We start from the raw sequence: 23,435 nt of genomic DNA on the forward strand, positions 1-23,435 counted from the left end.
GCCGGACGGGTGCGTCAGGCGGGCTCGGGGACCCGTCGGCGGCGGCCCGGACGCGGGGCGTCGAGGTCCGGGAGCCGGGCGGCGCCCCCGCGGTCGGGCAGCAGGGCGGGCAGCACGACGGCGACGGCCGCCACCGCGTACACGCAGGTCCAGAGGACCCAGCCGCCGGGCGGGGCCCAGTGCGCCGAGGTCGCCACCCACGAACCGTTCGTCCCGACGGCGAACCGGCGCAGCGTCCAGTAGAAGGCCGACAGGTTCGCCAGCGCGAGGCCGACGACGGACAGGCCCACCAGCCGTCGCCAGGGGAAGACCTGCTCCGGAGCGCGCGTGGCGCAGACGGCCACGGCCATCAACGGCAGGCCGACGGCGAAGGGCAGCAGGTAGCGGCCCTGCCACACCATGCCGATGCGCTCCGCCTGCGAGGCCTGCGCGGCCACCGGCACCATGACGACGGCCACCAGCATGCCGAGCATCGCCACGACCTCGCGCGCGCGGCCGTGCACGAGCGCCAGCACCACGACGGTGGCGAGCACCGCCATCCACACCAGGTACATGAAGGCCGGGGCGGGGGTGTCCAGCCAGCCGAAGAATCCGAGCATCTGCTTGATGTAGACCTCGGTGTTGCCGAGGGTCCTCTTCGCGGCGACGCCCGTGGTCAGCGAGTCGGGGATGTCGATCTTCGAGTTGTCGGGGTGCCTCGCCGCCCAGAGCAGCGCGCCGGCCGTCGCCAGGCCCAGCAGCACCGTCCAGAGCCACAGGGCCTTGCGGCGCAGCACCTGCCCCAGCAGTCCGCGCCGCTGCGTCAGCAGCAGGCAGAAGACGACCGCCCCGCCGAACCAGATCAGTCCGAGCGGCCGGATGTTGATCAGCACCAGGCCGCCGATGCCCAGCCGGGCCAGTCTGCGGTTCAACAGCACGGGGTCGGGCGACAGGACGATCGACAGCAGGGCCGTCCACACCAGGATCCCGGCGGCGATCTCGCCGCCGCTGGGGTTGACCATGCCGGACATGTAGAGCGTCATCGGGGTGGCCGCGGCGAACACGCCGAGCATCGCCAGCGAGCGCCGGCGCCATTCGGCGGCCGTGACCACCGCGCTGGCCAGCAGGGCCGAGCAGAGCAGCGCCGACATGAAGCGCATGAGGTACAGCCCCTTGGGGCCGTCCGCCAGCAGGCTCGGCCAGCCGGTCACCAGGTAGTAGCCCGGGTGGTAGCGTCCGGCCGCCGTGGTGGCCTGCGCGATCTTCTCGGACGTGCCGAGCGAGGGGGCGCAGGACGCGGGCTGCGCCTCGCGCCACGAGTAGCACTCGTGCACCGTGGGCAGGTTGCGGTACCACTGCGGGAGCTGCACGCCGGTCTCGGCGAAGTGCCCCTCGATGCCCGCCACCGTGTGCGGGACCATCACCTCGGTCCCGCCGATCTGCCCCCTGGCCACGGCGGCGGCACGGATGAAGTGCGCATGCTCGTCGGGGGAGCTGCCGAGGGGGCTGGCGGCCGCCCACGACCCCGTGAGCGTGAAGAACAGGGCGAAAGAGATCAGCCAGAGCCGCTTGGGTGTTCCCGCCGACCAGTCGGCCAGCCGCGTCAGTGCGGAAGTCATCGGTCCCCCGGAAGTCATCGGATGAAGCCGAGCCAGCTCTGGTCGCCGTCCTTGGAGCACGTGCCGCCGGGCGCGTACTTCGGGCAGCTCCCGTCCCGCTCCGTGATGGTGTGCGAGACCCAGGGCAGGATCCGGTACGTGTTCTCCTTGGCCGGCATGTAGCGGTCGGCCATCGAGGAGGAGACGGTGCCGAGGAGCAGCAGCAGGGCGCACAGGGCCCCGATCACGGCGCCTTCGCGACCGGGGAAGCCGGTGCCCGCCGTGTTCGCCGTACCCGTCCCCGTTCCGGCGTCGGGCTGCGACCGGCGCGCGGCGATCCGCAGCGAGACCAGGTGGACGACGAGCGCGCACAGCAGCAGCCCGCAGTAGAGCAGCTGGTTGTTGGTGCGGGTGTAGAGCTGGACGGTCTGCGTCTCGTACATGTGCGAGGCGATGTACATGCGCATCACCCAGGCGCTGATGAACATCGCGGCGATGGTGATGACCATCGGCTTGCGCATGCCCAGCCAGATCGCGGCGCCCACGCCGACGAAGGTGACCAGGGCGAACAGCCCGACCCCGCCGTACTCGCCGGGCAGCGGCCACTCACCGACCTTGCCGGGCATGTCCGTGCGCCACATGAGGTAGTACGCCGGGTCGGTGAAGTTGTCGAAGCGGAAGTTGTAGTCCTTGGTGGTCTGCCCCTCGGTCAGCATGACCATGAGGTAGCGCCCCGCGACCACGAGGAACGCCGCCAGGGACGCGCCGAGGAAGGCCGCGCCCTTGATCCGGCCGAGCCGGCCGTCCCGCCACGGGAAGTACAGCAGTGCGGCGAACAGCACGCCCGCCGCGCTCCACAGGAACCAGCCCGAGTAGGTGAGGAACATGACGCCGAGCAGCGCACCGAACCCCGCGCCCTTGAGCAGGAGCGGCCGCCAGCCCTGCGTGCCGCTGCGGCTCAGCGACACCACCATCGCGACCAGGACCGGGACCAGTACGACGAGGACGGTCTGGCTGTAGGGCTTGTAGGCGTCGATCAGCGCGAAGGCGGGTGCCACGCCGAAGGCGAGGGCCCGGACCGGGCCGAGCAGCATGCGCCAGCAGAGGTAGACCAGAGGTCCGAACGCCGCGGCGCCGAGGATCTGGAGGTCCTTGAAGGCGTACGCGGTATTGCCGCCGCGGAACCACTCGGCGTAGTGGCCGAGGGTGTAGAGGGGGGCCGGCGGGTAGACCGGGGAGCCGGAGGGGCGGCCGTTGGCCACCGCCTGGGCCCACTCGACGATGCGGCCGCTGTCTCCGTTGAGGCCGAACATCGGCCAGGGCGTCCCGTGGAGGGCGACGACCGCACCGGCGGCCACGAAGCCGCTGGCCAGGCCGGCGAGGGCGGCGGAGGCGAACCGCGTGGCCAGGTCGAAGTGCCGGCCCCTGCGCAGCCGCACGGCGAGCGCCACCGCGCCGATGAAGAGCAGACCTATGAGCGCGAACCGCAGCTGGATCGCGGCGAGACCGCTGACCTGCGCGATCCGGTCCAGGGGGTTGAGCTTGAAGCCGCGGGCGAGCAGCGGGAGCACGAGCGCCGCGGCGAAGGCGACGACGGCTTCGAGGAACAGGAACGTGCCGCGTGAGCCGATGCCGCGCCGGGCGGCCGGTATCGGGCGGGCGGGCGCGGCCGGTCCGCCCGGGGGCAGCAGGGTCGCCGTGCCCTCGGTACTGACTGTCACTGCTGTGTCCCTACTGCTGGTCGGTCCTCGGCCCGGTGGCCGGTCGTGGCTCGGCAAGCCGCTGCGCGACTCCGGCCCCCCGCCGAAGCTCCGGGCCAGGGCGAACTCAAGGGCAGTGAGAGACAGCCTTGGCACTTGCTGCCATGCATACTACGGGCCCCCCATGGGTAGGCGGGGGCCGGCAACCGATCTCCGGCCGGCTATGCCGTATCCGGGAGCAGGTGCCTCTTGCCCCACTCCCCCAACGGTCCCAGTGCCGCGTTCAGGTCCCGGCCCAGGACGGTCAGGGAGTACTCGACGCGCGGCGGGACCTCGTCGTACACCTCGCGGTGCACGATGCCGTCGGTCTCCAGCTCGCGCAGCTGGGCGGCGAGCACCTTCTCGGAGACTCCGGGGACGAGCCGGCGCAGCTCGCCGAAGCGGCGCGGACGCTGCTCCAGCATCCACAGGAGCGACACCTTCCATTTGCCGTCGATCACGGACATCGCCGCGGCGATCCCGCACTCGTCCGCACCGGGCCTCCGTGTCACCGCCATCGCACACCCTCCCCACCTGCTCGCTCACCTCGGGGTAACCACCCACTCCGAAGTGCGTACTTGAGCACCGCACTGCCTGCAACCAGGCTAAACGCCATGACCGACACCACACCGCGGAAATCGCTCACCCTGCTCGGACTCGGCGACATGGGCACCGCCCTCGCCCGCACCTGGCTCGCCGCCGGGCACTCCCTGACCGTCTGGAACCGCACTCCCGCCAAGGCCGGACCGCTCGCCGCCGAGGGCGCCGTCGTCGCCCCGACCGCAGCTGCGGCGGTCGCCGCGAACGGGCTGGTCGTGACCTGTCTGCTGGACGACGCCAGCGTCCGCTCCACCCTGGACGGCATCGACCTGACCGGCAAGGACCTCGTCGACCTCACCACCGGCACCCCGGCGCAGGCCCGCGCCCGGGCGGCCTGGGCCGAGGCCCGCGGCGCCCGGTACACGGACGGCGGGATCATGGCCACACCCACGATGATCGGTGTGCCGGAGGCCGGCGGGTACGTCTTCTACAGCGGCTCGCGCGCCCTCTTCGACACCCACCGCGCGACGCTGGAGGTCCCGGTCGGGGCCCGCTTCGTCGGGGAGGACCCCGGGCACGCCGCCCTGCACGACGTGGCGCTGCTGAGCGCGATGTACGGGCTGTTCGCCGGCGTCTCGCACGCCTACGCGCTGACCGAGGGCGAGGGCATCGCCCCCAAGGACCTGGCTCCGCTGCTGTCCGAGTGGCTGGGCGCGATGGGCTTCTTCATCGGCAACGCCGCGGAGCGGCTGACTTCGCGGGACTTCACCACCGGGGTGGTGTCCAACCTGGCCATGCAGGTCGCGGCGAGCGGCACCCTGCTGCGGACCGCCGAGGAGCAGGGGGTCAGTGCCGAGCTGATCTCCCCCTACCTGGACCTGATGCGCCGCCGGCTGACGGCGGACCCGGCAGCCCACGGCGGGGAGGACACGGCCGGAGCCCTCCTGCTGCTGAAGAAGGACCGCTAGGTCCTGTCGGGGGAAGGTGCGGCGGTTACGGGAAGCCGGCGGCGGCGGTCCGAAGCCTGCGGGTGCGGCCTCGGCTGCCGGGGTCTCGTCGGTGCGCATCAGGTCGCGCGCCATCAGCGTGGCTCCGGCCACCGCCCCGGGCATCAGGAGCACCGCGACGAGCGGCACCAGGAACGCCAGCACCAGCGGCACGCCGAAGCCCAGCACCAGCAGCCGCCGGGACCGCAGCAGCACCAGCCGCTCGGGCAGCTCCATCTTGCGGCGCTGGAGGGCCACGGAGGTGAGCTCCTGGGTCAGGAAGTATCCGGAGACGCAGAACCCGAGCACCGGGACCACCGTCTGGCCGATCACCGGGACGAAGCCGAGGGCGAAGAGCCCGATGCCGTACAGCGCGACCCGCCCGAGCACCTTGACGCTGTCCCGGGCCGAGATCCACAGCTCCCGCCAGAGCGGGAGGCCGGAGTCCGGGACGTCGCCGCCCTCGCTGCGGTCGACCTGCTCCGAGAGGGACTCGTAGAAGGGCTGGCCGATCAGCAGGGTGACGGCGGTGAAGGTGATCACCGCGAGGAAGAGCCCCAGGCCGAAGAACAGCGCGGTGAGGAAGCCGCGGAAGAGGCCGATCCACGGCGCGGACCAGTCGTCCGCGAAGGGGGTCGCCCAGGCGGTCAGGTCGTCGGCGCCGTAGCCGAGCCCGACAAGGGCGCCGACGTAGAGGGCGAACGAGACGAGCCCGGGCAGCAGCCCGAAGCCCAGCCACCGGCCGTGTCGCAACACCCATCGCTGTCCGGCCAGCAGGTACCGGAAGCCCCCCGCAAGATCGTGCATGGCGTCAGTCTACGGCGAAGGCCGCACCCCGTTCGGGGTGCGGCCTTCGCTGTGCGGCTGCCGGATCAGACGGCGAGCTCGACGGTGATGTTGCCGCGGGTGGCCTTGGAGTACGGGCAGACCTCGTGGGCCTTCTCGATGAGCTCCTTGGCGGTGGCGGCGTCCACGTTCGGGATCACGGCGGAGATCTTGACGATCAGGCCGAAGCCCTCGTCGTTCTTGCCGATGCCGACCTCGGCGGTGACCGTGGAGCCGGAGATGTCGGCGTTCACGTTCTTGGCGACGACGCCCAGGGCACCCTGGAAGCAGGCGCTGTAGCCGGCGGCGAAGAGCTGCTCCGGGTTGGTGCCGGCGCCGGAGCCACCGAGCTCCTTGGGCGGGTTCACGACGACGTCGAGCTGGCCGTCGTTGGTGGCGACGCGGCCGTCACGGCCGTTCTCGGCGGTGGCCACGGCGGTGTACGCGACGTCGGACTGCTGGATGGACATGAAGAATGTTCCTCCTGGTAATCGCCGCGACTCGCGCCCACGGTCACGACGGTTGTGGGGTGAGCCTAACCGGTGAAGGAAACGATCATCTTTCCGGTGTTCTCTCCGCGGAGCATGCCGAGGAAGGCGGAGGTCGCGTTCTCGACGCCCTCGACGACCGTCTCGTCGTAGCGCAGCTCACCGGAGCGCAGCCATCCGGCCACGTCCTGGACGAACTGCTGCTGCAGTCCGGCGTGGTCGCTGACGAGGATGCCCTGGAGGCGCAGCCGCTTGCCGATGACCTGCACCAGGTTGCGCGGGCCGGGCGCGGCCTCGGTGTCGTTGTACTGGGCGATCGCACCGCAGAGGGTGGCGCGGCCGTGCATGTTCATGGAGGAGATGGCGGCCTCCAGGTGGTCGCCGCCGACGTTGTCGAAGTAGACGTCGATGCCCTCGGGGGCGGCGGCCCGCAGCTGCTCGGCGACGGGGCCGTTCTTGTAGTTGAAGGCGGCGTCGAAGCCGTACTTCTCCGTGAGGAGCGTCACCTTCTCGTCCGAGCCGGCGGAGCCGATCACCCGGGACGCGCCCTTGATCTTCGCGAACTGGCCGACGAGGCCGCCGACCGCACCCGCGGCGCCGGAGACGAAGACGGAGTCGCCCTCCTTGAAGGAGGCGACCTCGAAGAGCCCGGCGTAGGCGGTCAGGCCCGGCATGCCGAGGACGCCGAGGTAGGCGGAGAGGGGGGCGAGGGAGGCGTCGACCTTGGTGGCGTGCTTCGCGTCGAGCTCCGCGTACTCGCGCCAGCCCAGGCCGTGCAGGACGTGGTCGCCGACGGCGAAGCCCTCGGCGTCGGAGGCGACGATCTCGCCGACCGCGCCGCCGTCCATCGGGCGGTCGAGCTGGAAGGGCGGGACGTAGGACTTCACGTCGTTCATCCGGCCGCGCATGTACGGGTCCACGGACATGTGCAGGTTGCGCACGAGGATCCGGCCGGCGGCGGGCTCGGCGTTGACCGGCACCTCACGCAGGGCGAAGTCCTCGGCGACGGGCCAGCCCTGCGGGCGACGGACGAGGTGCCACTCGCGGCTCACGGCGGGAATCTCAGACATTGCGGCGCTCCTGGTAAGAACGAATTGCTTCACTAGGTGAAACAACCATGCGCCTGGATATTTCATGTTGTCAAGTAAATGGGTACTCTGGATCCATGCCCAGTCGTCGTGTAGACCCAGTGACCGTCGAGGTCGTCGAACTCATCGGTGACGTCGTGAGCCGGTACCACATGGAGTACGAGCACGCGGCCGCCAGCCATCAGCTGACCGGCGCCCAGGCCAAGGTGCTGAACCTGCTCTCCCTGGAGCCGACGCCCATGCGTCGCATAGCGCAGAAGCTCCGGTGCGAGCCTTCGAACGTGACGGGCATCATCGACCGGCTGGAGAGCCGCGGCCTGGTGGAGCGCCGTCCGGACCCGGCCGACCGGCGGGTCAAGCTGGCCGCCCCCACCGAGGAGGGGCTGCAGACGGCGGAGCGGCTGCGCGAGTCGCTGGACTTCGCGCGCGAGCCCCTGGCCGGGCTGTCGGCGGCGGAGCGGGCCGTGCTGCGGGACCTGCTCAAGCGGATGCTGGCCTAGTCAGTCGCCCCAGCACAGCATGCCCAGGAAACCGCAGTCCTTGGTCGGTGTGGGCGTGGGCTTCGGCGGGGGCGGGGGTGCGGGCGAGGTCGTCGCGCTGCCGGAAGCGCCCTGGGAGGGCTGCCCCGTCCCGCCCTGAACGGATTTCCCCGGGCCGGGGGTGGCGGACGCCTGCCCCGACGTCGTGGGAGCGGGGGCGGAGTCCGTCGGTCCGGGCTGACCGGCGCCCCCGGTGGGCGCCCCGCTCCCGGACTTCTTCGTGGTCGAGCCGCCGGCCTTCGCGGTGGCCTTGCCGGAGCCCGTGGGCGCTCCGGCCGTCGGCGCCTGCGACAGCGGAGCGGGATCCTTGGGCGCGTCGTCCACCAGGACGACGTCGGAGGCCCGGTCGGTGCGCTCCCCGTCGGCGGCCATGCTCACCACCATCAGGGAGCCCGCGGTCGCGAGCAGCACGCCGAGGGAGAGGATCAGCACGGTGCGGCGGCGCCGCCGGTGCGTGACCCGGCGGCGGGCGCCGGCCCTGCGCTCGTTCGGGGCGGAGAGCACCACGAGCGAGTCCGCGTACACGTCGGCCAGGGCGGCCGGCGGATCGGCGGCGGGCCCCTCGACGACGGGCGGCACGGGCGGCGCCGGCGGCCCGGCGGCAGCGGGCGCGGCGGGTATCAGGTACTCGGCAGGCGTTCCGCATCCGGCGCACGCCAGCGCGCCGTTGAGGTGCCTCCGGCAGGCGTGGCAATAGTTCATGGCGCCCGCAGGCTACGCGGTGTGCGGCAACATCCGGATCCCGAGAACGTAAGGATCCTGTGTGGAATCGTTCCTTCCATGACATCTTTCGGGCCGGCAGGGTTCCAGTTGGTGCTACTGCGGCGGATGGCCGACTTCCAGCCGGACCTGGCCGACGAGGCCCGCCGCCGGCTGGGCGCCTCGCTCGCGGACCAGCGGGAGGCGAACAAGCGCTGGCAGGCCATGGTGCGCTCGCCCCGCTCCCGCGGAGCGCTGACCCGGTACCGCTCGGTGCTCGGCCCGCCCGAGTCCGCCGAGCACCGCACGATCGGCGACCTGGAGTGCGAGGCCCTGCTGTGGCCGCTGCCGCTCTGGCCGGACCTGCGCTTCGAGGTGCTGGCCGCACCGGACGGGGCGGTGTGGAACGAGTGGCTCGTACGGGCCCCGGGCGCGCGGGGGCCCGTACTCCGGTCGCCGGACGACCTGCTGCCCTGGTCGGCGACGGTGGACGAGGTGGCGCGGGACTTCGCGCCGGTGCGGCCGATGGAGGGCACCGCGCCGACGCGCTGGCGTCTCGCCTTCACCGGGCAGGGCCGGCCCTGCGTGGCGGAGTTCACCTACGGCCTGCTCCAGCGCGTCGGCCCTCAGACGTGACGGTAGGCGCCCCGGGCGGTGCGGGTGATCCGGCGGACCTTCGACAGGGCGTACCCGGCCGTCACGTACCCCGCGCCGACCGACAGGGGTCCGAGCCCGGCCAGGACCAGCAGGGCCGACGACCCCAGTGGGTCGCGGGGCCGCTCCCGCCCGGGGCCCGGGCAGGAGGCCGGCGGGCCGCCGGCCGGTCCCGGGCAGGCGGCGGGCGCCAGGACGACCGTGCTCTCCGGGCCCAGTTCGAGGACCGGCTCGTTGCCCCTGCTCACGGCCTGCTGCGCGAGCAGGAGAACGACGGCGAGCAGCGCCGTCCCGGCCACCATGAACACCCCGCCGTAGAGGCAGGTGAGGCGCAGACGGGTGACGGGACGCCGCGGCGGCGCAGGCCGCTCGTCGGCGGCGCGGGCGCGGACCCGGTCCGGCATCGGCACTTCCCCCCTCAGGACGCGGCGGCCTCCCCCACTGTCGCCCGTACCCCCTAAGCAGGGCGTCAGCGCCGGCCGCCCGCGCCGACCGCCCGCGCCGGCCGCCGCCGCGCCCGGGACGCGCGCCTACGACGCGAGGAAGGCGCGCACTCCGGCCGAGGTGCCGTCGTCGCCGAGCAGGTCGTTGTGCTCCAGGCAGCCGACCGGCGTGTTGGCGGCGCCCGCGAGCGGGACGCTGTCGTCGGGGTTGACCACCTCGTCGCAGTTCGACCAGAAGGTCGCGTACTTCACCGCGCCCGGGGTCGGATCGCCGCTGCCCAGGTTCTTCACCACGTACGACCCGGGGGTCATGTCACGGCAGGCCTGGTCCCACAGGGCGCAGGCCCAGGCGGTGGAGGTGCCGCGGTTGGGGCCGGCCAGTGAGACCCAGTGGTCGACGGTGGCCGTGCCCCCGCCGAACTTGACGTACCAGCGGCTCACCAGCGAGCCGAAGGAGTGCGCCACGACGTCGACCTTGGCGGCGCCGGTGTCCCTGCGGACCTGTTCGACGTAGGCACCGAGCCGCCCGGCGAGGACCTCGTTGACGGACTGATGGGTGTCGTAGCCGAAGGAGAAGAGCTCTGCGTCGCTGTACCCGTCGGCGCGCAGGTCGGCGCGGAGGGCTCCCCACACACCCGGGTCTGCGTTGTATCCGTGGACGAGGACCACCGGACTGCGCGGTGATGACCGGTCAGGGGCGGGCACCGGGCCCCGGTCGGAGGCACGGGCCGCGGCGGGCGCCGTGAGAGACGCCAGGCAGAGCGCCAGGAGTGCGATCAGTCCCTGTCGGGCCGTCAGCATCGGTTCCCCCATACCTTGTTACGCGCGAGTAGCGCGTGCAGTGCGGGCATGGTGCTGCCTGTCGGTACAGAAATCCACCCCCATGCAGCCGCGACACACCCACGGCCGGAGCATTCCAACGGGCGGATAGCCCCTAATGCCCGAGATGATATGTAAAGCGACCGGCACTTCCGCCGGTCCCTTTGCGTCAGCGCTCTCGGGAGGTACTGCCGTGACCGTCAGTCTTGAGCAGTTGCGCCGCTGCCACGTCGCCGTCGACCTGGGGGCGGCCAGGACCCGCGTGTACGTCAAGGGCGCCGGCCTCGTGGTCGACGAACCCAGCGTCGCCGCGGTCAACACGCGCACCGGCGCACTCATCGCCGTCGGAACCTTCGCCGAGCGGATGACCGGCCGCACGCCCGACTACATCCGGGTCGTGCGCCCCGTCTCCGGCGGCACCGTCGTCGACATCGAGATGGCCCAGCGGATGCTGCGCCACCTCCTCGGCGAGAAGCTGCGGCGCGCCCTGCGGCGCAAGCCGCGGCTGCGGGCCGCCGCCTGCACCCCGCACGACGCGGACCCGCTCGCCCAGCGCGCGGCCGTGGAGACCCTGGTCGGGCTCGGGGCCCGGCGCGTCGAACTCGTCGACACCCTGATCGCGGCGGCCGTCGGCTGCGGACTGCCCGTGGAGCAGCCGACCGCGACGATGATCATGGTGTGCGGGGCCGCGGCCACCCAGGTGGCCGTCCTCTCCCTCGGTTCGATCGTCACCGCCGAGCGGATCCCCGTCGGCGGCGAGGCCATCGACCACGCCGTCGTCCAGCACCTGCGCCACGCGCACGAGCTGATGCTGCCCAGCCAGGCCGTCCGGCCGCTCCAACTGGCCCTGCACGGCAACGGCCTCACCTCCGAGGGGCCGGCCTCCACCCTCATCCACGGCCGCGACGTGGCCACCGGCCTGGCCCGTTCCGTCCACGTCGACACCGCGGCCGTGCGGGACGCCATCCACACGCCGCTCACCGCGGTCCTCGACGGGATCGGCAAGGTCCTGCGGGACTGCCCGCCCGACCTGGTCGCCGACCTGACGGACCGGGGAATCATGATGGTGGGCGGCAGCGCCCTGCTGCCGGGCCTGGACCAGATGCTGCGGGACGCCACCGGAATGCCCGTCGCCATCGCCGAACGGCCCGACGTGTGCGCCGTGATGGGACTCGGCGCGATGCTCGAAGGGAAGATCGCCCCGATGGTCCTCAACCCGCTGGCCGGATGACGGACGAAGGGCACGGGAGGCCCGCCGGCCGGTCCGACGAGGACGCGCCGGGCCTTCCCGTGCTGTTGGAGGCCGTGCTGAGCGTCGGCTCCGAACTGGAGCTGCGCGCCACCCTCCAGCACATCGTGGATTCGGCGGCCGAGCTGTGCTCGGCCCGGTACGGCGCGCTCGGGATCCTCGACCCCGAGCGCGTCCTGGTGACCGCACTGTTCACGGCAGGGCTGACCGAGGAGCAGCGGGCGGCCGTCCCCCACCTGCCGGACGGCCGCGCCGGCCTGCTCGGAGTCCTCGCCCGGGACCCGCGCCCGCTGCTCCTGGACGACCTCACCCAGGACCCGCGGGCTGCCGGTCTCCCGCCCGGCCACCCGCCCATGCACAGCTTCCTCGGCGTCCCGATCCGGGTCCACAACGAGGTCTTCGGCAACCTCTACCTCACCGAGAAGCACGGCGGCGGCCCCTTCACCGAGGAGGACCTCGCCCTGGTGCGCGTCCTGGCCGCGCAGGCGGGCATAGCGATCGGCAACGCCAGGCTCTACGAGACCGCGCGCCGCCGGGAGCGCTGGATCGAGGGGGCCGCCGCCGTGACGACGACCCTGCTGGCGGGACGTCCGGCCTCCGACGCCCTGATGTGCGTGGCGGAACGGGCCCGGCTGCTCGCCGACGCCGCGGCCGGGGTGGTGCTCCAGCCGACTCCCGAGGGCGGCATGGAGATCGTGGCCGCCTCCACCCAGGGGGATCCCGGGGACCTGGTCGGGACGGCCATCGCCCCCGGATCACCGGTCCTGGAACAACTCCTCGGCGGCGAACCCGTCTTCATCGACGACTCGGCCACCGATCCCCGGATGACCACCCGCGTCCGGATGCGGTTCGGGCCGAGCATGATGCTCCCACTGCAGAGCGGCGGCCAGCTGATCGGCACCCTGGCCCTGCCGCGCGCCCGGGGCGGCCCGGCGTACGACGCGGTGGACCGGCTGCTGGCCTCGCAGTTCGCCTCCCAGGCCGCGCTGGCCCTCGTACTGGCGGACGCCCAGCACGACCGGGAGCAGCTCGCGGTGTACGAGGACCGTGACCGGATCGCCCGGGACCTGCACGACCTGGTGGTCCAGCGGCTCTTCGCCACCGAGATGATGCTGGAGAGCACCCGGCGGCGCGCCGCGAACGCCCCCTCCGGGGACACGGTCGGCGACGAACTCACCCGCGCCGTCGACGAGCTGGACTCCACCATCCAGGAGGTCCGCACCGCCATCTTCGCCCTCCAGCAGCCGCCGACCGACGCCCCGGCCACCTTCCGGGGCCGGGTCCTGCGCGAGACGGGCGGCGCGGCGGTCCTGCTCGGCTTCCAGCCGTCGGTGCACTTCGCGGGCGCGGTGGACGCCCTGCTCCCGGCGGCCGTGGCGGCCGACCTTCTGACGGCCCTGCGCGGCGCCCTGGCCGCGGCGCACCGGCGCAGCGGGGTCACCTCGATCGAGGTGGTGGTGGACGCGTCCCCGGCCCGGGTCCGGCTGACCGTGACGGACGACGGAAGTACGCAACGGGGAGCGCGGGACACGACGGTGACCTGGGAGTCGGCACTCTGACGGCGGCGGCGCGGCGCGTACCGGGACCCTCAGGGCCGGCCGGGGCGCTCGGCGGCGCGCAGGGCGATCCGGGTGTTCGACTGGGCCACCCCCGCCTCCCGTTTCAGACGGCGCAGCAGCGCGTCGAGCGCGGCGGGATCCGCGGCGCGGGCCCGTACGAGGTAGTCGTGCGCCCCCGTCACGTGGACGACCTCGGTGATTCCGGGGAGCCCCGCGACCTGACGCTCGAACTCCTCGTTGGTGGTGTCCTGGCGCAGGGTGACGTCGATGAAGACGACGAGACCGCCGGCGGTGTCGGCGGCCGGGTCCACCACGACGGTGAACCCGCGGATCACGCCGTCCCGGCGCATCCGCCGCACCCGGTCGGCGGTGGCGTTGGCGCTGAGGCCCACGCGGACACCGAGATCCCGGTACGAGATCCGCGCATCCTGCAGCAGGATGCCGAGGATTTCCCTGTCGAGGCGGTCCATGCCGCGATTCTCGCAGTCCAGCCCGGTATTCGCGCTCGCACCTTGGGGGTGAGGGCTGAACCTCGCCCGTATGAGCGAACTGATGACACCGGCCCTGGCGGGTGCCGCCGCCGGTCTGGGCGTGGCGATGCCTATGGGTGCGATGAGCGTGCTGCTGCTCCAGGAGGCGATGCGGCACCGGCGCACGGCGGTGGCCGCGGCCCTGGGCATCGCGGTCGTCGACCTCGGCTACGCGGCCCTCGCCACCGCCGTCGGCCCCTGGGTGGCCTCCCACGTCTCCCCCGTCGAGGCGTGGGTCCGGCTGGCCTCGGCGGCGATCCTGCTCGCCATCGCGGCCCACGGCCTCGCCGGGGCCCGCCCCGAGGGAGCGCCTCCCGTACCACCGCCGGACCCCGCCGCCGCACCGGGCACCACGCGGACCGCCACCGACCTGCGCCCGGCCAAGGCCTTCGCCCGCTACGTCGCCCTCACCGCGATCAACCCCACCACCGCCCTCTACTTCGCGGCCCTCACCACCGCCCAGGGCGCGAGCCTGCGCACCGGCCCGGCCGGGGCGGCCTTCCTCGTCGGCGTCGGCGCGGCCTCCCTGCTCTGGCAGCAGTCCCTCGTCGCCCTCGGCTCCCTCGCGGGCGCCCGCATCTCCGCCACCGCCCGTATCTGGACCTTCCGCCTTGGCTACGGCCTGGTCGCCGCCTACGCGGTGAAGATCGCCCTCCCGCTCCCCTGACGGACGCCGGTCCCGGCAAAGCGTTTGCCCGGGCGGCGGACAGCCTGGAGACTCGCCTGCCGTGAACATGGGGATCTCCGGCTTCGAACCGTCCTACCTGGTCGGGATCGACGCCGTACGGCAGGCACACGGCCCGCGTCTCGCGGCGCTCGCCGGCAGGCGGCTGACGGGCTTCGCCCTGGTGCGTTTCGCCGAGGACGGCGATTGGTACGCCGACTGCCCGGTGGTGCTGGACTTCGAGGGCACCCGCGTGGAGATCTGCCACCGCACGTTCGACGAACTCTCCCTCGGCTGGAGCACGATCCACACCTCGGCGGCGATCACCGGCTGGGAGTGCTCAGAGCTGACGCCGCAGTGGTCCCACCGCGACGAACGCCTCGAAGCGTTCGCCGGCCACCGGCTGCTCGACGTCGCACTGCTCGAGTGGCGGCCGACGGGCCGTGACCTGGCGGACGGAACCGTCGCGCTGGAGTTCGTCTTCGACGCGGGGCGCCTGCGGATCGCCAACGGGCTCGACGAGAACAGCATCGAGGTGGGCCCGACTCCGCCCGGATTCGTCCGGTACAGGCCGGTGCCCCGACGGTGTTCATGAGATCGTCACGCACCCGGTCCGCGTGATGCGCGATGGTGGACCGGTGGACGGTGAAGAGACCCGGGTGCGGGCGTGACGTGGTCGACCGGGCTGCTCGGGTTCGCCGCCGGGCTGCTGATATCCGTGGTCACCGCACCCGTGGGGGTCTCAGGAGCGGTCTTCCTGCTGCCCGTCCAGGTCAGCGTCCTGGGTGTGCCGAGCCCGGCGGTGACGCCGACCAACCTCCTCTACAACGTCGTGGCCGGCCCCGGAGCCCTGCTGCGCCACCACAGGACGGGGAGCCTGAGGGGGCCGCTCACCCGCCTGCTCATCGCCGGGACCGTGCCCGGCGTCGTCCTCGGCGCGGTGATCCGCGTGTTCGCCGTCCCCGGCCCGCGCGTCTTCCGCCTCCTCATCGCCGCCCTGCTGCTGCCGCTGGGGCTGTGGCTGCTGCTGCGCACGCTGCGCCCGTCGCCGGCCCGCACTCCCCGCCCGCCCTCGCCCCGCGCCACGACCGTCCTGGCCCTGACGGTCGGCGTGGCCGGGGGCGTCTACGGGATCGGCGGCGGCTCCCTGCTCGGCCCCGTTCTGGTCGGCCGCGGGGCGCCGGTCGCCGTCGTCGCGCCCGCCGCCCTGGCCGCCACCTTCGTCACCTCGGTCGTCGGCGCGGCCACGTACGCGCTGCTCTCCCTCACCGCCACCGGCGCCGTCGCCCCGGACTGGTTCCTCGGGCTGTCCTGCGGGGCCGGGGGCCTGGTCGGCGGGCACCTCGGCGCCCGGCTCCAACCCCGCCTCCCCGAGACCGTGCTCCGGCTGCTGCTCGCCGCCCTGGCCACCGGCATCGGGGCGCTGTACGCCGTCCGGTTCCTGGCATGACGCGCCGCGGCCGGCCGGGAATCGCCGCCGAAGTCCTCCCGCCCGGACGGGAATTCGACCGCGCCCCCTAGGGTGAAAGGGTGACGACCCGCCTCTCGGCCCGCGCGGCCATCGCCTCCGTGACCGATCCCGGCAGCTTCGCCGAACTGCCCGCCCCCCGACGGGAGTCCCCCGCCGACGGCCCGCTGGGCTGGGCCGGCTACGACGCCTCCCGCGCCCGCGCCGCCGGGCGCACCGGCGAGCAGGAGTCCGTCGTCACCGGCACCGCCCGCCTCGGCGGCCGCGAAGCGGTCCTGATCTCCTTCGAGTTCGGCTTCCTGGGCGGCTCCCTGGGACAGCGCACCGGGGACCGGCTCGAAGCCGCGTACACCCACGCCCGCGAGCACCGCCTCCCCCTCGTCTCGCTCATCGCCACGGGCGGCTCCCGGATGCAGGAGGGCATGCTCGCGCTGACCCAGCTGCAGCGCGTGGCCCGCCAGAGCGTCCTGACCCGTGCCGCCGGGCTCCCCCAGCTCGCCGTCCTGCGCGATCCGACCACCGGTGGCGGCTGGGCCACCCTCGGGGCCGGCGCCGACGTGGTCCTCGCGCTGCCCGGCGCCCAGGTCGGCTTCGCCGGGTCCCGGGTGCGTCCGGCCGACGCCGACCCGGCGGCGTACTGCGCCGAGGGGCAGTACGCCGCCGGCCACGTGGACGCCGTGGTCCCCGCCGCCCACCTGCCGGGCACCCTCGCGAACTGGCTCCGCGTCCTGGCCGCGCCCCGCTCCGGCGGGCCGGTCGAGCCGCCGGCCGCGCTGGCCGACGCGAGCCCGCCCGCCACCGGCTGGGACGCGGTACGGCAGGCCCGCGACCCCGCCCGGCCGCGCGCCGAGGCGTACCTGGACGCGTACTTCGAGCTCCGCCTGCACCTCTCCGGGGACCGGGCCGGCGGCACGGACCCGGGGATGCTGTGCGGGTTCGGGCTGCGGGAGGGCCGGGCCGTGGCCTACGCCGCCCAGTGCGGGACGGCCACCCGCCCGGCGGGATACCGCACGGCCGCCCGCGTGGTCCGCCTCGCGGACCGGCTCGACATCCCCGTGCTCACCCTCGTGGACACCCCGGGCGCGGCCAACGACGCCGCGGCGGAGCACGCGGGCGCCGGCGCGGCCATCGCCGACACCTTCGCCGCGCTGGCGGCGGCCACCGTCCCCGTCACCACCCTCCTGATCGGCGAGGGCGGTTCGGGCGGCGCCCTCGCGCTGGCCGCCCCGGGGAACACCTGGGTCACCCCGGACAGCTACTTCTCGGTCATCGCCCCGGAGCTGGCCGCGGCCATCCTCAAGCGCCCCCCGTCGGCCGCCCCGGCCACCGCGGACGAGCTCCGCATCCGCCCCCAGGACCTGGTGGCCCTGGGCGTCGCCCGCGGCATCGTCGGCCCGGCCGCCGACCGGGCCCCGTCGGCGCAATAGCGCCGACCGGGCGTGTCCGACGGAGCGCTATGCTCCGCGCCTGTGGAAGACATGGTCATACAACAGCCCCAGCAGCACGCCCAGGTCACGGGCGACGTCGTCCTGCGCTTCACGGGCAGTGTGGAGAAGGACGAGCTCCGCGAAGGGCTGAAGGCCGCGGGAACGTTTCGGCGGCTGCGTTGGCTCGCCGCCGCAGGCGCGCTCTTCATCGCGCTCCTGGGGGTACGCGTCGACGCCGAGGGCGGCTCGGTCAACATCGGCCTCGCGGTCGCGGCCACCGTCTACGCGACGGTGTTCGCCCTGATCGCCCCCCGACAGATCGTCACGCACGCCCTCCGGGCCCAGCGGGCCCACGAGGGCGCCGACTGCGTCGTCGACGGCACGGGTATCGCGGCCGTCCTCGACGGCGCGGACGTCAAGCGCCTGGCCTGGGCCGAGATGACGCGGTACCACGAGACCCCGGGCCTCTACGTCGTCATGGGCAGGACCGGCCGCAAGAGCTGGGGCGCTGTCCTGCCCAAACGACTGCTGACCGCACCCGGAGAGGCCGAACTCCTCGGCGCGGTCCTCGACTCCCGACTGCGCCGCGGCTAAGCGCCGGCGGCTCGGCAGCCGCACGTCCATCCGGTAGAGCCTCGTCACCTGCTGGGCCAGATCGTTGCCGGGTGAAGCCCCGATCCAGGCCGATCAGCCGGCCGTCCCGGGTGGCGGCGAGCTCGACGAGGCCGTGCCCGGCGCCCACCGGGTAGGCCTACTGCCGTCCCAGCCGGAACTCGCCGTCACGGCCGCGCTCCCAGGTCTGGATCCCCTGGAGCATGCCCCCCTGGGCGTCCTTGCCGTCGCCGGCAAGCGGCCCTCGACGCCCGCGACCAGCGTGCGCCCGCCGGGGAGCAGGGTCAGCGACCCGAAGGTCTGGTGCGCGGCGGCCCGCCCCTGCGGGGCGAGGCGGAAGGCGTCCGGGGCCGGCAGCGTGCCCAGCACCTGCCCGGCCCGGCTGTATTGGAAATAAAGAGGAAGGCAACGAACCCGCCGACTCCCCTTTACACCGAGCCTGATCGGGCGAACCGGGCCGGGCTGGTCCCCACGTGCCGGGCGAAGTGCCGCGCGAGGTGGGCCTGGTCGTAGAAGCCGGACTCCGCGGCCGCCTCCGCCGGTCCCGCCCCCGCGAGCAGCAGGCCCCGCGCGAGCGCCACCCTCCGCCCCGTCAGGTACGCGTGCGGCGGCAGCCCGTAGGCCGTGCGGAAGCTCCGGATCAGATGGGTGGGATGGGGGTGGGGGTGGCCGAGCCGCGCCGACGCCTCCTCCAGCGTGATCCCCTCCACCACCCGCGCGTCCAGCAGCTCGCGCAGCCGTACGGCCAGCCGCGCGCCCGGCACCGGCCCGGCCGCCGGCTGCTCCCCTCGACCGGCCAGTCGGCCGTGCAGCCGCTCCCGTACGAAGGCCAGCCGCGACTGGGCCTCCAGGGGGTCCCGTTCCGCGAGCGCCAGGTGCAGCGCGTGCACGCGCTCGCGCAGGGCGGGATCCACCAGCAGCGGGGCGTCCACGGCGGCCCCGGTGAGCCGTTCGGGCAGCACCGAGGTGTCGAGGTACAGCACGCGCTTGCGGAAGCCCGCCTCGGTCACGGTCCGCCCGTCGTGGGCCACCCCGGGCGGCAGCAGGACCACCGCGTCCGAGACCCCGGCGCCGTGCCGTTCCCGGTCGAGGGCGAAGTCCACCCGTCCGCCGTCCACGATCATCAGGGCCCAGGTGTCGTGCACGTGCACCGGGTAGGCGTGGTCGGTGAACCGGGCGTGGAAGACCTCGGCGATGCCCGGCACCGGCGGCCGCCAGGCACTGACGGTGCTGCGCGGGCGTATCGCGGCCATGTCAGGAACGTACAAGACCGCGCAGCGCCCCCGCCGCCAGGCTGTCCGTATGACGACACAGAAGATCGACATCGCCGGGAAGCTGGCCGGTTTCACCGAGCAGTGGGCGCCGCGCCGCATCGCCCGCGTCAACGACTACGAGGTCAAGGTCGCCAAGGTCCGGGGCGAGTTCGTGTGGCACACCCACGACGACACCGACGAGCTCTTCCTCGTCGTCGCCGGCACCCTGACGATCCGCCTGCGGGGCGGGGACGGGGACGTGGTCCTGGGCCCCGGCGAGATGTACGTCGTCCCGCGCGGGACGGAACACTGCCCGGCGGCGGACGAGGAGGCCCACATCCTGCTCTTCGAACCGTCCGGCACCACCAACACCGGCACCGCGGGCGGTACCCGCACCCGAGAACCGGTGGACGCGTAGAGCCGGCCGACCGGCGTCAGGCCTGCGGGGAGCGGGCGTCGTAGTGGGCGAAGTTCCGCCAGCGCAGGGCGAGCAGGCCCACCACCAGTACGCAGGCCAGGCCGCCGCACGTGACGGCGACGGCCGGGGAGGTCAGGTCGGCGGCGGTCCCGGCGAGGAAGTCCCCGAGCCGGGGGCCGCCCGCGACGACCACGATGAAGACGCCCTGGAGGCGCCCGCGCATGTCGTCCGGCGTCGCGGCCTGGAGCATGGTGGTGCGGAACACCATCGAGACGGTGTCCGCGTACCCGGCCAGGGCCAGGAAGAACAGCCCGAGCCAGAGGTTCCGCGTGAGCCCGAACACCGCGATGGCCAGTCCCCATGCCGCGACCGCGAGCAGGATCGCCAGCCCGTGCCGCCGGACCCGGGCCTGCCAGCCGGAGAACAGCCCGCCCAGCAGCGCCCCGGCGGCGATCGCGGCCACCATCAGGCCGACCGTCTTCGCGTCGTCGCCGTACCAGAGCACGGCGATGGCGGGGAACAGCGCCTTCGGCTGCGCCAGCACCATGGCGGCCATGTCGGTGAAGAAGGTCATCCGGATGTTGGGCCGGGTGCCGAGGAAGCGCAGCCCGTCGGCGACCGAGGCCCTCCCCCGCACTCCCTCGGCCCGGTCCGGCTTCATGGACGGCAGCCGCCACATCGCGTAGAGCGCGGCGCTGAAGGTCACGGCGTCGATCAGGTACGCCCACTCGTACCCGCCGACGGCGACGACCAGTCCGCCCAGCGCAGGGCCGACCATCGTCCCGAAGGTCATGGTCACGGAGTTCAGGGCATTGGCCGCGGGCAGCTGTTCCGCCGGCAGCAGCCTCGGGATCATGGCGGACCGCGCGGGTCCGGCCAGCGCCCCGCAGACCGCCTGGAGCGCCACGACGGCGTACAGGAACCAGACCCGGTGGAAGCCGAGCAGCGCGGCCGCGGCGAGCGCGACGGACAGGACGGCGGCGCCGAGGGAGCTGTACAGGCCGAGCTTGCGCCGGTCGACGGTGTCGGCGATGGCCCCGCCGTACAGGCCGAAGACGACGAGCGGGACGAGGGAGAAGAGGCCGACCAGCCCGACCGAGAAGCTGGAGCGGGTGATGTCGTAGACCTGGAGCGAGATCGCCAGGGTGGTCATGGCCTGGCCGACCCAGGAGATCGTTCCGCCGAACCACAGTCTCCGGTAGTCCGCGGACGTGCGCAGCGGGGTGAGGTCGGCGAATATTCGCCGCCGGGGGCGGGTCGGCGCACTGGTACGAGTCACATCGGATGATAAGCATCGGCCCGTCGGCGGCCCCAGGACGCCGTCCGCCTTCATCGCACACCGGCAACAGTCGCCCCACCCTGCTCCGGGCTCCCGGCGCAGGCGGCTCGTTACCGGTAACTCGCCACTATCACCGGACATTTGACCGAATCGTCGTGCGCTTCCCGCCAGGTGTTCGGCTCATGATGAAAAGACTCGTATGTCCAGGGAGGCGTAGTGATCGAACCTGGCAACAGCACCACGAGCACCGGCACGACGCAGAACACGGTGCGCCCCACCGTGCCCCTCACCGTCGGCGTCGAGGAGGAGTTCCTGCTCGTCGACGCCCGCACGCTCCGGGTGGTCCCCGCCGCCCCGCAGGTCCTGGCGACCGCCGCCGGGCTGCCCGGCGAGATGCACCCCGAAGGCACCCGCTACCAGGTGGAGATATCCACCCCGATCGCCGACTCGGCGGCCTCGCTGCGCGCCGAACTCGTCGCGCTGCGGCGCACCCTCGGCCGGGCGGCCCGCGCCCACGGCTGCCGGCTCCTGGCCGCCCCCTCACCGGTCGTCGCGGTGGAGGGTCCGCTGCACCTGACGGACGACGAGCCGCGCCAGCGCGAGCAGCACCGCCGCTTCGGCGCGCTCACCGACACCCTCGTCAGCTGCGGCCGCCACGTCCACATCGGCACGCTCGACGTGGACACGGCGGTGGCGGTGTCCAATCGGATCAGACCATGGCTGCCCACGCTGATCGCGCTGGCCGCCAACTCGCCGTTCTGGGGCGGCCGTGACACCGGTCACTGCAGCTGGCGGGCGATGGCCTGGTCCGGTTGGCCCTCGGCGGGCCTGCCTCCGCAGTTCACGTCCACGGCCCACTTCCGGCGCTCGGTGCAGACCCTGCTCGGCTCCGGGGCCGCCCTGGACACCAAGATGGTCTATTGGGACCTCCGGCCTTCCGGGCACTGGCCGACGCTGGAGTTCCGCGCGCCGGACATGTCCCCGGACGTCGACTCGGCGGTCCTCCAGGCGGAACTGGCCCGGGCGCTGGTGGCCACGGCGCTGCGCGAGACCGCCGAGCGGCGCCCGGAGCCGGCCGTACGGGACGACGTACTGCGCCTCGCGCGCTGGCGGGCGGCCCACGACGGCCTGGAGGGCTTCGGCCTCGACCCGTACACGGGCACGGAACTCCCCGCGGCCGACCTCGCGGAGGCCCTGCTGGACCTGGTCGCCCCGGAACTGGCCGCCGCCGGCGACCTGGACCACGCGGCCAAGACCCTGGCCGGGCTCCTGCGCGACGGCTCGGGCGCCCACCGCCAACGCACGGCCTACGCCCGCCGCCAGGACCTGACGGACGTACTGCGCCAGCTCGTGGACGAAACGGAGGACTTCTGACCGCCGCCCCGACGACGCCGCGGTCCGGATCCATGCCCCGCCCAGCGCGGATCCGGCTCCGGTGCGCCGCGACACGGCGGCCATACGGGAAGCACCCCGGAAGCGTTCCGGCAGCAGTGGGGGGCTTCCCCGGCCGGCATCCCGCCGGGTCTCCTGATCCGTGTCCGCCCGTCGCGGACGGCGCTCTCCGTCCCGCTGGTCAGTGCCCCCGGCTCCCCGGGTTCTTCTGTGCCGGCCTGCCCCGGAAACGTCGAAGCCGCAGGTGCGATCGTTTCTGCACCTGCGGCTCGCAGTGGGGCGGGTGGGACTCGAACCCACGGCCGACGGATTATGAGTCCGCTGCTCTAACCGGCTGAGCTACCGCCCCTTCACGGCGTGGCGCGTACATCTGTGCGCGCCGTCTGCCGCAGCATAGCCGCTCATACGATCTCCTGCTTCGGATGCCTCGCATGATCGGCTTCGCCTGTTCAGAGAGACCGCGCTGAGGCCTGCCCGGTTCCCGGAAAGTGGGGACAAAGAAAGAAGAGGGCCCCGTAGGGCCCTCTTCTCTTCCTGCTCCCCCGGCTGGACTCGAACCAGCAACCCTCCGGTTAACAGCCGAATGCTCTGCCAATTGAGCTACAGGGGACTGCGCTCCCCCGACTGGACTCGAACCAGTAACCTGCCGGTTAACAGCCGGCTGCTCTGCCAATTGAGCTACAGGGGATTGCTGCGGTGCATCGAACAGCCCACCTCCGGCCTTGCCGGGGGGCGAGCGCCCGCTGCGAGACATAGATTAGCGCAAGCAGGGGGGTGCTCCGCCAATCGGTATCGCCAGCGGGCCGGGCACCACACGACGAAGGGTGACAGGCATGCGGTACAAGGTCACGTTCGTGGTCGGACTGGCCCTCGGGTACGTGCTCGGGACCCGGGCCGGGCGCGAGCGCTACGAGCAGCTGAAGAAGTCCGCCCGCCAGATCGCGCAGAACCCGGCGGTGCGCAACGCCGCCGAGACCGCGGGCCACACCGGGCGGGAGTACGCCGGGAAGGCCTTCGCCGTGGTGAGCGAGAAGGTCGGCGACGCCGTGCCGGACTCGCTCGCCGGACGGGTGCGCGGACTGCGCGGCCGGACCGGCGGCGGCATCGCCGACGACGACTGGGGCACCAGCAACACCTGACGCCTCACGGGCCACGGCCGGAGCCCCTGGGACCGAGGAGGTTTCAGG

Annotated in this window: 24 protein-coding genes, 3 tRNA genes and 1 pseudogene; 13 read left to right on the plus strand and 15 right to left on the minus strand. The window is 73.3% G+C overall.

Annotation, left to right across the window (positions count from 1 at the left end; genetic code table 11):
• Window positions 1-14 precede the first annotated feature (14 nt).
• From E6U81_RS15635 to E6U81_RS15645, 3 genes are all read right to left on the minus strand, one after another.
• A complete protein-coding gene (locus tag E6U81_RS15635; protein ID WP_168714637.1) occupies window positions 15-1,598 on the minus strand; it encodes a DUF2142 domain-containing protein in 1,584 nt (527 codons plus the stop codon).
• A 14-nt stretch (window positions 1,599-1,612) separates the two neighbouring features.
• Window positions 1,613-3,298, minus strand: a complete 1,686-nt coding sequence (locus E6U81_RS15640; RefSeq protein WP_136230689.1) for a hypothetical protein — start codon at window positions 3,296-3,298, stop codon at window positions 1,613-1,615.
• Window positions 3,299-3,498: 200 nt separating this feature from the next.
• On the minus strand, window positions 3,499-3,834 hold the full coding sequence (locus E6U81_RS15645; RefSeq protein WP_136230690.1) for a helix-turn-helix domain-containing protein: 336 nt from the start codon (window positions 3,832-3,834) through the stop codon (window positions 3,499-3,501).
• Window positions 3,835-3,930: 96 nt separating this feature from the next.
• Between E6U81_RS15645 and E6U81_RS15650 the strand changes: the two genes are divergently transcribed.
• A complete protein-coding gene (locus tag E6U81_RS15650; RefSeq protein ID WP_136230691.1) occupies window positions 3,931-4,824 on the plus strand; it encodes an NAD(P)-binding domain-containing protein in 894 nt (297 codons plus the stop codon).
• Window positions 4,825-4,920: 96 nt separating this feature from the next.
• Here E6U81_RS15650 and E6U81_RS15655 read toward each other — a convergent pair.
• The 3 genes and pseudogenes from E6U81_RS15655 to E6U81_RS15665 form a co-directional block, all read right to left on the minus strand.
• Window positions 4,921-5,649: pseudogene (locus E6U81_RS15655) on the minus strand (EI24 domain-containing protein); the annotation flags it as partial.
• A gap of 65 nt (window positions 5,650-5,714) precedes the next feature.
• Window positions 5,715-6,137 (minus strand): organic hydroperoxide resistance protein, encoded by a 423-nt coding sequence (locus tag E6U81_RS15660; protein WP_030657091.1) that lies wholly within the window; start codon window positions 6,135-6,137, stop codon window positions 5,715-5,717.
• 65 nt (window positions 6,138-6,202) lie between these two features.
• Complete coding sequence (locus E6U81_RS15665) at window positions 6,203-7,225, minus strand: NADP-dependent oxidoreductase (RefSeq protein WP_136230692.1); 1,023 nt, start codon at window positions 7,223-7,225, stop codon at window positions 6,203-6,205.
• Between the two features lie 95 nt (window positions 7,226-7,320).
• On the opposite strand from E6U81_RS15665, the gene E6U81_RS15670 reads away from it, so the two are divergent.
• Window positions 7,321-7,743, plus strand: coding sequence for a MarR family transcriptional regulator (locus E6U81_RS15670; RefSeq protein WP_136230693.1), 423 nt, complete (start codon window positions 7,321-7,323; stop codon window positions 7,741-7,743).
• Here E6U81_RS15670 and E6U81_RS15675 read toward each other — a convergent pair whose 3' ends face one another.
• Window positions 7,744-8,484, minus strand: coding sequence for a hypothetical protein (locus E6U81_RS15675; RefSeq protein WP_136230694.1), 741 nt, complete (start codon window positions 8,482-8,484; stop codon window positions 7,744-7,746).
• Window positions 8,485-8,562: 78 nt separating this feature from the next.
• Here E6U81_RS15675 and E6U81_RS15680 point away from each other — a divergent pair, with 78 nt between their 5' ends.
• Window positions 8,563-9,117 carry a hypothetical protein gene (locus E6U81_RS15680; RefSeq protein WP_136230695.1) on the plus strand — a complete coding sequence of 185 codons (555 nt, stop codon included), beginning with the start codon at window positions 8,563-8,565 and terminating at the stop codon, window positions 9,115-9,117.
• Here E6U81_RS15680 and E6U81_RS15685 read toward each other — a convergent pair.
• Both E6U81_RS15685 and E6U81_RS15690 read right to left on the minus strand, forming a co-directional pair.
• Window positions 9,108-9,539 carry a hypothetical protein gene (locus E6U81_RS15685; protein ID WP_136230696.1) on the minus strand — a complete coding sequence of 144 codons (432 nt, stop codon included), beginning with the start codon at window positions 9,537-9,539 and terminating at the stop codon, window positions 9,108-9,110. The genes E6U81_RS15680 and E6U81_RS15685 overlap by 10 nt on opposite strands.
• Window positions 9,540-9,665: 126 nt before the next feature.
• On the minus strand, window positions 9,666-10,379 hold the full coding sequence (locus E6U81_RS15690; RefSeq protein WP_136230697.1) for a triacylglycerol lipase: 714 nt from the start codon (window positions 10,377-10,379) through the stop codon (window positions 9,666-9,668).
• Between the two features lie 211 nt (window positions 10,380-10,590).
• Between E6U81_RS15690 and E6U81_RS15695 the strand changes: the two genes are divergently transcribed.
• Both E6U81_RS15695 and E6U81_RS15700 read left to right on the plus strand, forming a co-directional pair.
• Entirely contained in the window at window positions 10,591-11,628 is a 1,038-nt protein-coding gene (locus E6U81_RS15695; RefSeq protein ID WP_031145880.1) for a rod shape-determining protein, read from the plus strand.
• Entirely contained in the window at window positions 11,625-13,205 is a 1,581-nt protein-coding gene (locus tag E6U81_RS15700) for a GAF domain-containing protein (protein ID WP_136230698.1), read from the plus strand. The genes E6U81_RS15695 and E6U81_RS15700 overlap by 4 nt, the downstream gene beginning before the upstream one ends.
• 29 nt (window positions 13,206-13,234) lie before the next feature.
• Here the strand turns inward: E6U81_RS15700 and E6U81_RS15705 are convergent, their stop codons facing one another.
• The gene (locus E6U81_RS15705) at window positions 13,235-13,675 is read right to left on the minus strand and encodes an Lrp/AsnC family transcriptional regulator (RefSeq protein WP_136230699.1); all 441 of its coding nucleotides are present in this window, start codon (window positions 13,673-13,675) and stop codon (window positions 13,235-13,237) included.
• A gap of 70 nt (window positions 13,676-13,745) precedes the next feature.
• On the opposite strand from E6U81_RS15705, the gene E6U81_RS15710 reads away from it, so the two are divergent.
• The 5 genes from E6U81_RS15710 (at window position 13,746) to E6U81_RS15730 (ending at window position 17,888) form a co-directional block, all read left to right on the plus strand.
• Window positions 13,746-14,402 (plus strand): LysE family transporter, encoded by a 657-nt coding sequence (locus E6U81_RS15710; RefSeq protein ID WP_136230700.1) that lies wholly within the window; start codon window positions 13,746-13,748, stop codon window positions 14,400-14,402.
• Window positions 14,403-14,469: 67 nt separating this feature from the next.
• A complete protein-coding gene (locus E6U81_RS15715; protein WP_206309946.1) occupies window positions 14,470-14,994 on the plus strand; it encodes a hypothetical protein in 525 nt (174 codons plus the stop codon).
• 72 nt (window positions 14,995-15,066) lie between these two features.
• A complete protein-coding gene (locus E6U81_RS15720) occupies window positions 15,067-15,849 on the plus strand; it encodes a sulfite exporter TauE/SafE family protein (RefSeq protein WP_136230702.1) in 783 nt (260 codons plus the stop codon).
• A gap of 80 nt (window positions 15,850-15,929) precedes the next feature.
• Window positions 15,930-17,294 (plus strand): carboxyl transferase domain-containing protein, encoded by a 1,365-nt coding sequence (locus E6U81_RS15725; RefSeq protein ID WP_206309942.1) that lies wholly within the window; start codon window positions 15,930-15,932, stop codon window positions 17,292-17,294.
• A gap of 42 nt (window positions 17,295-17,336) precedes the next feature.
• Window positions 17,337-17,888: a hypothetical protein gene (locus tag E6U81_RS15730; protein WP_136230703.1), complete on the plus strand. Its 552-nt coding sequence runs from the start codon at window positions 17,337-17,339 to the stop codon at window positions 17,886-17,888.
• A 446-nt stretch (window positions 17,889-18,334) separates the two neighbouring features.
• Here E6U81_RS15730 and E6U81_RS15735 read toward each other — a convergent pair whose 3' ends face one another.
• Complete coding sequence (locus tag E6U81_RS15735; RefSeq protein WP_136230704.1) at window positions 18,335-19,159, minus strand: AraC family ligand binding domain-containing protein; 825 nt, start codon at window positions 19,157-19,159, stop codon at window positions 18,335-18,337.
• Between the two features lie 49 nt (window positions 19,160-19,208).
• On the opposite strand from E6U81_RS15735, the gene E6U81_RS15740 reads away from it, so the two are divergent.
• Complete coding sequence (locus E6U81_RS15740; RefSeq protein ID WP_136230705.1) at window positions 19,209-19,577, plus strand: cupin domain-containing protein; 369 nt, start codon at window positions 19,209-19,211, stop codon at window positions 19,575-19,577.
• Window positions 19,578-19,593: 16 nt separating this feature from the next.
• Here E6U81_RS15740 and E6U81_RS15745 read toward each other — a convergent pair whose 3' ends face one another.
• Entirely contained in the window at window positions 19,594-20,856 is a 1,263-nt protein-coding gene (locus E6U81_RS15745) for an MFS transporter (RefSeq protein WP_240803834.1), read from the minus strand.
• 216 nt (window positions 20,857-21,072) lie between these two features.
• Between E6U81_RS15745 and E6U81_RS15750 the strand changes: the two genes are divergently transcribed.
• Window positions 21,073-22,230: a glutamate--cysteine ligase gene (locus tag E6U81_RS15750; RefSeq protein ID WP_136230707.1), complete on the plus strand. Its 1,158-nt coding sequence runs from the start codon at window positions 21,073-21,075 to the stop codon at window positions 22,228-22,230.
• 293 nt (window positions 22,231-22,523) lie between these two features.
• Here the strand turns inward: E6U81_RS15750 and E6U81_RS15755 are convergent.
• From E6U81_RS15755 to E6U81_RS15765, 3 genes are all read right to left on the minus strand, one after another.
• Window positions 22,524-22,597 (minus strand) — tRNA-Ile (locus E6U81_RS15755).
• Window positions 22,598-22,785: 188 nt separating this feature from the next.
• Window positions 22,786-22,858 (minus strand) — tRNA-Asn (locus tag E6U81_RS15760).
• 5 nt (window positions 22,859-22,863) lie between these two features.
• Window positions 22,864-22,936 (minus strand) — tRNA-Asn (locus E6U81_RS15765).
• 145 nt (window positions 22,937-23,081) lie between these two features.
• On the opposite strand from E6U81_RS15765, the gene E6U81_RS15770 reads away from it, so the two are divergent.
• Window positions 23,082-23,387, plus strand: coding sequence for a YtxH domain-containing protein (locus E6U81_RS15770; RefSeq protein ID WP_136230708.1), 306 nt, complete (start codon window positions 23,082-23,084; stop codon window positions 23,385-23,387).
• Window positions 23,388-23,435 lie beyond the last annotated feature (48 nt).

The organism is Streptomyces sp. A0592 (assembly GCF_004795115.1).
GTDB classification, from domain to species: domain Bacteria; phylum Actinomycetota; class Actinomycetes; order Streptomycetales; family Streptomycetaceae; genus Streptomyces; species Streptomyces erythrochromogenes.

What these genes read in the sequence shown, in the direction of transcription:
- E6U81_RS15675 (WP_136230694.1), bottom strand. Translation starts at nt 8,484, where the DNA reads ATGAACTATTGCCACGCCTGCCGGAGGCACCTCAACGGCGCGCTGGCG.
- E6U81_RS15665 (WP_136230692.1), bottom strand. Translation starts at nt 7,225, where the DNA reads ATGTCTGAGATTCCCGCCGTGAGCCGCGAGTGGCACCTCGTCCGTCGC.
- E6U81_RS15635 (WP_168714637.1), bottom strand. Translation starts at nt 1,598, where the DNA reads ATGACTTCCGCACTGACGCGGCTGGCCGACTGGTCGGCGGGAACACCC.
- E6U81_RS15690 (WP_136230697.1), bottom strand. Translation starts at nt 10,379, where the DNA reads ATGCTGACGGCCCGACAGGGACTGATCGCACTCCTGGCGCTCTGCCTG.
- E6U81_RS15680 (WP_136230695.1), top strand. Translation starts at nt 8,563, where the DNA reads ATGACATCTTTCGGGCCGGCAGGGTTCCAGTTGGTGCTACTGCGGCGG.
- E6U81_RS15700 (WP_136230698.1), top strand. Translation starts at nt 11,625, where the DNA reads ATGACGGACGAAGGGCACGGGAGGCCCGCCGGCCGGTCCGACGAGGAC.
- E6U81_RS15710 (WP_136230700.1), top strand. Translation starts at nt 13,746, where the DNA reads ATGAGCGAACTGATGACACCGGCCCTGGCGGGTGCCGCCGCCGGTCTG.
- E6U81_RS15735 (WP_136230704.1), bottom strand. Translation starts at nt 19,159, where the DNA reads ATGGCCGCGATACGCCCGCGCAGCACCGTCAGTGCCTGGCGGCCGCCG.
- E6U81_RS15770 (WP_136230708.1), top strand. Translation starts at nt 23,082, where the DNA reads ATGCGGTACAAGGTCACGTTCGTGGTCGGACTGGCCCTCGGGTACGTG.
- E6U81_RS15660 (WP_030657091.1), bottom strand. Translation starts at nt 6,137, where the DNA reads ATGTCCATCCAGCAGTCCGACGTCGCGTACACCGCCGTGGCCACCGCC.
- E6U81_RS15715 (WP_206309946.1), top strand. Translation starts at nt 14,470, where the DNA reads ATGGGGATCTCCGGCTTCGAACCGTCCTACCTGGTCGGGATCGACGCC.
- E6U81_RS15670 (WP_136230693.1), top strand. Translation starts at nt 7,321, where the DNA reads ATGCCCAGTCGTCGTGTAGACCCAGTGACCGTCGAGGTCGTCGAACTC.
- E6U81_RS15740 (WP_136230705.1), top strand. Translation starts at nt 19,209, where the DNA reads ATGACGACACAGAAGATCGACATCGCCGGGAAGCTGGCCGGTTTCACC.
- E6U81_RS15705 (WP_136230699.1), bottom strand. Translation starts at nt 13,675, where the DNA reads ATGGACCGCCTCGACAGGGAAATCCTCGGCATCCTGCTGCAGGATGCG.
- E6U81_RS15645 (WP_136230690.1), bottom strand. Translation starts at nt 3,834, where the DNA reads ATGGCGGTGACACGGAGGCCCGGTGCGGACGAGTGCGGGATCGCCGCG.
- E6U81_RS15685 (WP_136230696.1), bottom strand. Translation starts at nt 9,539, where the DNA reads ATGCCGGACCGGGTCCGCGCCCGCGCCGCCGACGAGCGGCCTGCGCCG.
- E6U81_RS15650 (WP_136230691.1), top strand. Translation starts at nt 3,931, where the DNA reads ATGACCGACACCACACCGCGGAAATCGCTCACCCTGCTCGGACTCGGC.